General features: G+C 71.1%; 7 protein-coding genes and 1 pseudogene. 6 read left to right on the top strand and 2 right to left on the bottom strand.

Annotated features, from left to right (window positions below):
- Together HO151_RS05900 and HO151_RS05895 are read left to right on the top strand one after the other, a co-directional pair.
- Nucleotides 1-471, top strand: a pseudogene (locus HO151_RS05900) (CHAD domain-containing protein); the annotation flags it as partial.
- A 34-nt stretch (nt 472-505) separates the two neighbouring features.
- Nucleotides 506-928 (top strand): NUDIX hydrolase, encoded by a 423-nt coding sequence (locus HO151_RS05895; RefSeq protein WP_173895041.1) that lies wholly within the window; start codon nt 506-508, stop codon nt 926-928.
- Between the two features lie 47 nt (nt 929-975).
- On the opposite strand, the gene HO151_RS05890 is transcribed toward HO151_RS05895, so the two are convergent.
- Nucleotides 976-1,143: a hypothetical protein gene (locus tag HO151_RS05890; RefSeq protein WP_173895040.1), complete on the bottom strand. Its 168-nt coding sequence runs from the start codon at nt 1,141-1,143 to the stop codon at nt 976-978.
- A gap of 130 nt (nt 1,144-1,273) precedes the next feature.
- Between HO151_RS05890 and HO151_RS05885 the strand changes: the two genes are divergently transcribed.
- Both HO151_RS05885 and HO151_RS05880 read left to right on the top strand, forming a co-directional pair.
- Nucleotides 1,274-2,113, top strand: coding sequence for a hypothetical protein (locus HO151_RS05885; protein ID WP_173895039.1), 840 nt, complete (start codon nt 1,274-1,276; stop codon nt 2,111-2,113).
- A 252-nt stretch (nt 2,114-2,365) separates the two neighbouring features.
- Entirely contained in the window at nt 2,366-2,560 is a 195-nt protein-coding gene (locus HO151_RS05880; protein WP_173895038.1) for a hypothetical protein, read from the top strand.
- Between the two features lie 94 nt (nt 2,561-2,654).
- Here the strand turns inward: HO151_RS05880 and HO151_RS05875 are convergent, their stop codons facing one another.
- Nucleotides 2,655-3,026: a metal-sensitive transcriptional regulator gene (locus HO151_RS05875; RefSeq protein ID WP_173895037.1), complete on the bottom strand. Its 372-nt coding sequence runs from the start codon at nt 3,024-3,026 to the stop codon at nt 2,655-2,657.
- Between the two features lie 201 nt (nt 3,027-3,227).
- Here HO151_RS05875 and HO151_RS05870 point away from each other — a divergent pair, with 201 nt between their 5' ends.
- Both HO151_RS05870 and HO151_RS05865 read left to right on the top strand, forming a co-directional pair.
- Nucleotides 3,228-3,848, top strand: a complete 621-nt coding sequence (locus HO151_RS05870) for a DUF47 family protein (RefSeq protein WP_173895036.1) — start codon at nt 3,228-3,230, stop codon at nt 3,846-3,848.
- 7 nt (nt 3,849-3,855) lie between these two features.
- Complete coding sequence (locus tag HO151_RS05865) at nt 3,856-4,854, top strand: inorganic phosphate transporter (RefSeq protein ID WP_173895035.1); 999 nt, start codon at nt 3,856-3,858, stop codon at nt 4,852-4,854.
- Nucleotides 4,855-4,987: the final 133 nt, after the last annotated feature.

The raw sequence follows: 4,987 nt of genomic DNA, 5'->3' as shown, positions 1-4,987 counted from the left end.
ACCGCGACCGCGGCCACGGGACCGGGACCGGGACTGCGGCCGCTGGCCGCCGCCGCCGAGGAACGCCTCCGCGACGCCGTCACCGGGCTCCCCCTGCTCACCGCCGGCCACCCCTACAACTCGGAGGCCCTCGTCCACGGCCTCTCCACCGACACGGCACCGCAGCCGCAGGACGCCCCCTGGCACCAGGTACGCCTCCTGCTGCGCCTGCACCGCTACGCGCGCGAGGTCCTGTACGGCGACGAGGACCTCGTGGACGTACGCATCCTGAACGCCGGCCAGGCCCTGGACCGGCACCGCGACGCGGCGGAGGCGGCCGCGGCGGCGGCCTCGGCGGCCCGTACCCCGCGGATCGCCCCGGCGACGGCGTACGCGCTGGGGGTGCTCCACGCCGACCAGCGACACGAGGTGGAAGCGGCCCGGTTCACGTTTCAGCGCGCCTGGATGAGGGAGACGGTCGGCACTCCGTGACCCACGGAGTGCGGTACTCGCGAGGGGAGACCTGGTGCACGAGTGGGACGAGGACCCCGTCCTCGCGGCGGGCTGCGTACTGTGGCGCCGCTCACCGGCCGGCGGCGGACTCGGCATCTGCCTGGTCCACCGGCCGAAGTACGACGACTGGTCGCATCCGAAGGGCAAGCTGAAGCGCGGCGAGGACGCGCTGGCGGGAGCGGTGCGCGAGGTCGAGGAGGAGACCGGGCACCGGTGTGCCCCCGGTCCCCGTCTGACGACGCTCCGCTACCTGGCCAACGGGCGGCCCAAGCAGGTCAGCTACTGGGCCGCCGAGGCGACGGGGGGTCGCTTCGTCCCCAACCGCGAGGTGGACCGCGTGGTGTGGCTGCCGCCGGCGGAGGCCCGGGAGCGGCTCACCCAGGCCCGGGACAGGGAACTCGTCGACGAGCTGGTGGCCGTCCTGCGGCACGCGTAGCGCGGCGGGCGGTTCCCCGCGTCCCTCACCTCACGGCGGCGCCCCCTTCATCCGGTGCCCTCCGCCGCATGGGTCTCGGCGTCCGTCCGCGCACGGCTCCTGGCCCGGCGGGCCGGGCCCTTCCAGCCGCAGGTGCACCGGGCCAGGCAGAAACGACCCTGCTCGACCGTCGTCGTCCGGTGTTCCACGGGAGTGATCTCTTCCTGCTGTGGCACGCCTCCACGGTACCGACGCAGGGTAAACGCTTCCCCAAGCCGCCCACCGGCGTGACAACACCCCCCAGCCGTCGTTAAGCCGAACGACACGAGGCCCGCCCAAGGACGTCCCGGCTGGGGGTAGCAGGCGATGGTGGAGCGGCAGCGAACACGCAGGGACGGGGCGGTCGTCCTGGCCGCCGCGGCGACGGGGCTGCTGCTCTGCGCCGCCGGCTGCTCGGGCAGCGGGGCCGCCTCCGACGACGCCCGGGCCGCCGAGGACCCGGTCCGGGTACTGCACGGAGCCGCCGGGAAGCTGGTCCGCGCCGGCACCTCGAAGGCGCGTACGTCGATGGAGATGGCCACCGGCGGCACCCGCGTGACCATCCGCGGCGAGGGCGTCTACGACTTCGCGGGCCGGGCGGGCCGCCTGAAGGTCTTCCTCCCGCAGGACCCGGCCGGCATCGGCGAGCACCGCCCCATCACCGAACTCCTCGCGCCGGGCGCCCTCTACATGAAGAACCGCGGCGCGGGCGTGCCCGCCGACAAATGGGTGCGCGTCGACACGGCCACGCTCTCCGACGGCAACCTGGTCACGGGCGGCGCGACCGACCCGTTCGCCGCCGCCGAGCTGCTGCGCGGCGCACGGAGGGCGACGTACGTGGGGCGGACGTCGGTCGCGGGCACGGCCGTACGCCACTACCGGGGGACCGCCGACCTCGTGGCGGCCGCGCGCGACGCCTCCGCGGGCAACCGGGCGGCGCTGCGGGCGGCGGCGAAGGGCTTCGCCACGGCGGCGGTCCCCTTCGACGTCTACCTCGACGACCAGGGGCGCATCCGCAAGGTCCGCCACCGGTTCAGCTTCGTGAACGGGCAGCGGAAGGACACGGTCGCGGTGTCCTCCACGACCCTGCTGTACGACTTCGGCGCCGAGGCCGACGTACGCCTGCCGGTCGAGGGGGACATCTTCGCCGGCCGGATCGCCGAGTGACCGGGCGGGCGACCGACCGAAGAGGGAACAGGGGAAGAGGGAACAGCCGATGGGACGGTCCGCAGGACGGGGGACGGAATGCGGGGGAACGGCGAAGGGGTGAGGGAGGAATGACGGAGTGGCCGGGCGGCGGATGCCGTGGGCGGGACCGTGAGAGGCCTGATCGCACGGGCCGGAAATGGTCCGTTGGTGCCATGCGCCGTCCGTGCCCCGCTCCCTACTCTAGGAAGTCGGTGACGGCAGGAAGAGGTGATGCACGTGGCTCCGGCGCGCGGTACGGCAGTTCAGGACCACGTGGCCCTCGCCGAGATCGAGCTGTGCGGCGACCTGATCATCGCGGCCTCGACCGCCCGTGAGGACCGGCTCAGCCCCGACCGTATCGACGAGGTGCTCAGGGCGGCGGAGGAACGCTTCCTCGAGGAACACGGCGGCACCGCCGGAAGGTGACGACGCCGGAAGGTGACAGCCCCGCGCCCCATGAGGGGGGCGGGGCTGTGACACGTGCGACCGCGGGGCCAGGTGCGGTCGCGCTCCCGCGGGGTCACGTGCGCAGCAGCCGCGCGATCGCCTTCGTCGCCTCCTCGACCTTGGCGTCGATCTCGGCGCCGCCCTTGAGCGCCGCGTCGGCGACGCAGTGGCGCAGGTGCTCCTCCAGCAGCTGGAGGGCGAACGACTGCAGGGCCTTCGTGGAGGCGGAGACCTGCGTGAGTATGTCGATGCAGTAGACGTCCTCGTCGACCATGCGCTGCAGACCGCGGACCTGCCCCTCGATCCGCCGCAGCCGCTTGAGGTGCTCGTCCTTCTGCTGGTGGTAGCCGTGGATCCCGCGGTCGTGGTCGGTCACGACCTCCTCGGCACCGGCCCCCGCGGTCCTCCCGGAGGGCGCCGTCGCGCCGGCCTCGGTGGTCGTCATCGCGTCCTCCTGCTGACTGGTACCCCTACCGGGTATATGGTAACGAACTTTGCCGGGTATAGAGCACTGGGCCGAGGCCTTGCGGGACCCCGTGCTGATCACTGTGCCCGATGGGCGACACTGGTGGGCGGCCGTTAGCCGTGGCCGGATGATGCGCCTAGCATCAGCCTGACCGACACCGAAGCAATCCGAGGACCCCACGTGCGATTTCGTCTGACCCCCAGGGAGACGAGCTTCTACGACATGTTCGCCGCTTCCGCGGACAACATCGTCACGGGCTCGAAGCTCCTGATGGAACTGCTCGGGGCGGACGCGTCCGACCGAGCCGAGATCGCAGAGCGTATGCGGGCCGCGGAACACGCCGGTGACGACGCCACACACGCGATCTTCCACCAGCTGAACTCCTCGTTCATCACGCCCTTCGACCGCGAGGACATCTACAACCTCGCCTCGTCCCTCGACGACATCATGGACTTCATGGAGGAGGCCGTCGACCTGGTCGTCCTCTACAACGTGGAGGACCTGCCGAAGGGCGTCGAACAGCAGATCGAGGTGCTGGCACGGGCCGCGGAACTCACCGCCGAGGCGATGCCGAACCTGCGCACGATGGACAACCTCACCGAGTACTGGATCGAGGTCAACCGGCTGGAGAACCAGGCCGACCAGATCCACCGCAAGCTGCTGGCCATGCTCTTCAACGGCAAGTACGAGGCCATCGAGGTGCTGAAGCTCAAGCAGATCGTGGACGTCCTCGAAGAGGCCGCCGACGCGTTCGAGCACGTGGCCAACACGGTGGAGACCATCGCGGTCAAGGAGTCCTGACCCCTTCATGGACACCTTCGCCTTGATCGTGACCATCGGTGTCGCGCTCGGATTCACCTACACCAACGGCTTCCACGACTCCGCCAACGCCATCGCCACCTCCGTGTCCACGCGCGCGCTGACGCCGCGTGCGGCACTCGCGATGGCCGCCGTGATGAACCTCGCCGGCGCCTTCCTGGGCAGCGGGGTCGCCAAGACCGTCAGCGAGGGCCTGATCGCGACACCCCACGGCAGCAAGGGGATGTGGATCCTGTTCGCCGCGCTGGTGGGCGCCATCGTGTGGAACCTCGTCACCTGGTACTTCGGCCTGCCGTCCTCCTCCTCCCACGCGCTGTTCGGCGGCATGGTGGGCGCCGCGCTCGCGGGCGGCATCGATGTCATCTGGTCCGGCGTCCTGGAGAAGGTCGTCGTCCCGATGTTCATCTCCCCGGTCGTCGGCCTGATCGCCGGCTACCTGGTGATGTGCGCGATCATGTGGCTCTTCCGCCGCTCCAACCCGCACAAGGCCAAGCGCGGTTTCCGGATCGCGCAGACCGTGTCGGCGGCCGGCATGGCGCTCGGCCACGGTCTGCAGGACGCCCAGAAGACGATGGGCATCGTGGTGATGGCCCTGGTCATCGCGGACGTCGAGGAGGCGGGCGACCCGATTCCGGTCTGGGTCAAGGTCGCGTGCGCGATAATGCTCTCGCTGGGTACGTACGCGGGCGGCTGGCGCATCATGCGGACGCTGGGGCGCAAGATCATCGAACTGGACCCCCCGCAGGGGTTCGCCGCGGAGACGACCGGTGCGTCGATCATGTTCACGACCGCGTTCATCTTCCACGCGCCGATCTCCACGACGCACGTCATCACCTCCGCGATCATGGGGGTCGGGGCGACGAAGCGGGTGAACGCGGTGCGCTGGGGTGTCGCCAAGAACATCATCCTCGGCTGGTTCATCACGATGCCGGCGGCGGGCCTGGTGGCCGCGGCCAGCTTCTACATCGTGAACGTGGCGTTCCTGTAGGGCTCCCCGCCCCCGCGGCCCGGGCCTCCGAAGACCGGCCGAATCCCGGAAGCCGAACGAGCCTCCGAAGGCCGCACGCCGGCCCCCGGACACCGGCCCCCGAAAGCCGCACGCCGGTACCGCGGTCCGGGGG

Source organism: Streptomyces sp. 8P21H-1, from assembly GCF_013302945.1.
Note: the sequence above shows the minus strand (reverse complement) of the source record. Positions and strands in the feature narration are given on the sequence as shown.

Excerpts from the sequence above, each read along its gene's own strand:
- HO151_RS05885 (WP_173895039.1), top strand. The coding sequence starts at position 1,274 with ATGGTGGAGCGGCAGCGAACACGCAGGGACGGGGCGGTCGTCCTGGCC.
- HO151_RS05880 (WP_173895038.1), top strand. The coding sequence starts at position 2,366 with ATGCACGTGGCTCCGGCGCGCGGTACGGCAGTTCAGGACCACGTGGCC.
- HO151_RS05875 (WP_173895037.1), bottom strand. The coding sequence starts at position 3,026 with ATGACGACCACCGAGGCCGGCGCGACGGCGCCCTCCGGGAGGACCGCG.
- HO151_RS05865 (WP_173895035.1), top strand. The coding sequence starts at position 3,856 with ATGGACACCTTCGCCTTGATCGTGACCATCGGTGTCGCGCTCGGATTC.